A 2183-nucleotide genomic window follows, 5' to 3' on the forward strand; every position below is an offset into this window, starting at 1 on the left:
GCTGAAATCGAACGTCGTGCAAACGACTCAAATCAATAATCAATCATATGTGAATTATCAAGGTGCTCCGGTTGCAGAAATGTGGCCGGGGATTTTTGTATCCATGTCTAAAATTTAAGCGCTTACGTACAGAATGTATATAATGCCCCATTTGAAAAATGGAATTTATTCTTTGCCCATGCTTCCGGATATCTTTTTGGAAGTCTTGAAATTGCATATACAACAGTCACATTCATGAAGAATGTAATTACCTGGAAAATGTTTGTGATTGTTACAATGCTCATATCCGTAACGATTGGGATCAGAACAACGATCAGTGTGTATGTATAAATCAGATACGGTGCTCCAAAACGATTCTCTTTTAAAATAAACTTTGGAAGCCATCCGTCTTTTGCAGCCTGTGCAAGAGGATATCTGACATCATTGAATACACCGTTCAGTGTAGTAATGATCGCCATGATTGGTCCGCCGATCATGAAAATCTTATATACTGCACCAGGAAGGATTGCCTGCGCTGCCGGTAAGATTGTCGGTGCTCCTGCAACTTCATCATGCGGAAGCACACCGCCTGTTACCATGGCAAGCCCCACATAGATGAACAGAAGACATGGCACACATGCCATACTTGCAAACGGTACATCCTTTGTCGCTTTCTTTGCATCTTTTCCGTACCAGAGGATATTGTAATATCCATTTGCTGAGTTGATCAGAAGTAATGCAGCAAGCATGAATCCTTTAAAGCCTCCGGTAAACATCTTATCCCCAGAGAACTGGAAGATTGGCTGCTTGATCTGTGTCAGTCCAAAGACAACATAAAGTACCATTGTGATCAGCAGGATTGTTGATAAGATCTTACTAACCTTTGCAAAAATATCCATTCCTAGAAGATTTAATACAAATAAGATGCAGATTCCCACAACCGCAATTGCTTTTACTGTAATTCCCGGAAGAAGATTATTTACATACAAGCCTAATGCCAGTGCAAAAGAGCTGTTCAGAATTGGAGTTACAAGCTTCGTATACGCTACCAGTCCTCCTGCACTTACACCGGATAAATTTGTTACAATCGAGTAAGGTCCTCCTGCCACTCTCATAGTTCCCCCCAGGATAATATACGGAAATACCATAAAAAATCCCATAACGATAGCTGTCAGATATGCCAGCCATACGGAATATCCTGTCATTGCCATCGCCGGTCCGATCAATGTTACCATTCCTGATCCGATTACCATTCCTACCGCAATAGCAAAGAGATCTCCTCGCTCCAGTATACCAGGCTTTGGTTCCGGAGTGTTCACGATTAAGTTCTTGTTACTCATTTTTCTTTCTCCTTTGTCCTTTACTCTTATCATTTATTTTTTATTATTTATAAATGATAATGTATCCATAATCAAATTGTAATCAAAAGCGCCGGACTTGTCAATCATTAATCACAAGTTCGACGTTTTACATAATTTTTACCTATTCTTTTTGTGCACTATTATTTCTAAAACTCCGATAATACATCTTCTAAGCTTCGTTCTATATGCTGGTGCATCCTTCTCCATGCCTCCATCGTATCATATTTTTTCATACTTTCAATGATATCTTCATGTTCTTTTATTGACTTTTTTGCATATTCTGCTTCTGTCATCTTAACTCCAAGAGATAATCCGCTCCAGAGTTCAGAAAGCATTTTCTTCAATTTTTCATTACCGGCTGCTGTCCAAATCTCCATATGCAGAGACTGATTGAGCTTCGAATAATTCTCATAATCTTCTTTTTTAATCATCTCTTTTGAGACCGTCAGAACCTGTTCAATCCGGCTCATATCGATGTGATTCCTGCAACACAGCGCACATGCTTCACTTTCCAGTGCTGCCCGGATCTGAAAATGTTCTCTGAGTGTTGTCTCATTGATTCCCAATACCGTTGCACCTTTATTCTGCTTCAGATCGATCAGCCCGTCTCTTTCCAGAATCTGAAAGGCTTCTCTGACCGGTGTGATCGATACGCCAAGTTCCTGAGCCGTATTCTCCAGTGTCAGGACTTCCCCCTCTGTGATCTGTCTTGAAATAATCGCCTTTCTAAGTGCTGCCGCTACTCGTTCCCTTGCTGGCAGCATTTTTATTGGTTTTAAACCAAGCATTTTTATTCTCCTTATCAAAGTTTTTCCATGTACTTATATTTTATATTGTATACAT

The 2183-nt window shown here is 39.9% G+C and carries 2 protein-coding genes; both read right to left on the bottom strand.

The genetic code is table 11. The features are described from left to right. Nucleotides 1-122: 122 nt before the first annotated feature. On the bottom strand, nucleotides 123-1319 hold the full coding sequence (locus NCY30_RS14845) for an APC family permease (protein ID WP_250818878.1): 1197 nt from the start codon (nucleotides 1317-1319) through the stop codon (nucleotides 123-125). Between the two features lie 167 nt (nucleotides 1320-1486). Next, entirely contained in the window at nucleotides 1487-2128 is a 642-nt protein-coding gene (locus NCY30_RS14850) for a GntR family transcriptional regulator (RefSeq protein WP_022416371.1), read from the bottom strand. Nucleotides 2129-2183 lie beyond the last annotated feature (55 nt).

The organism is Dorea sp. MB18-49 (assembly GCF_023669465.1).
Lineage (GTDB): Bacteria > Bacillota > Clostridia > Lachnospirales > Lachnospiraceae > Dorea_A > Dorea_A longicatena.

What these genes read in the sequence shown, in the direction of transcription:
- NCY30_RS14850 (WP_022416371.1), bottom strand. Translation starts at nt 2,128, where the DNA reads ATGCTTGGTTTAAAACCAATAAAAATGCTGCCAGCAAGGGAACGAGTA.
- NCY30_RS14845 (WP_250818878.1), bottom strand. Translation starts at nt 1,319, where the DNA reads ATGAGTAACAAGAACTTAATCGTGAACACTCCGGAACCAAAGCCTGGT.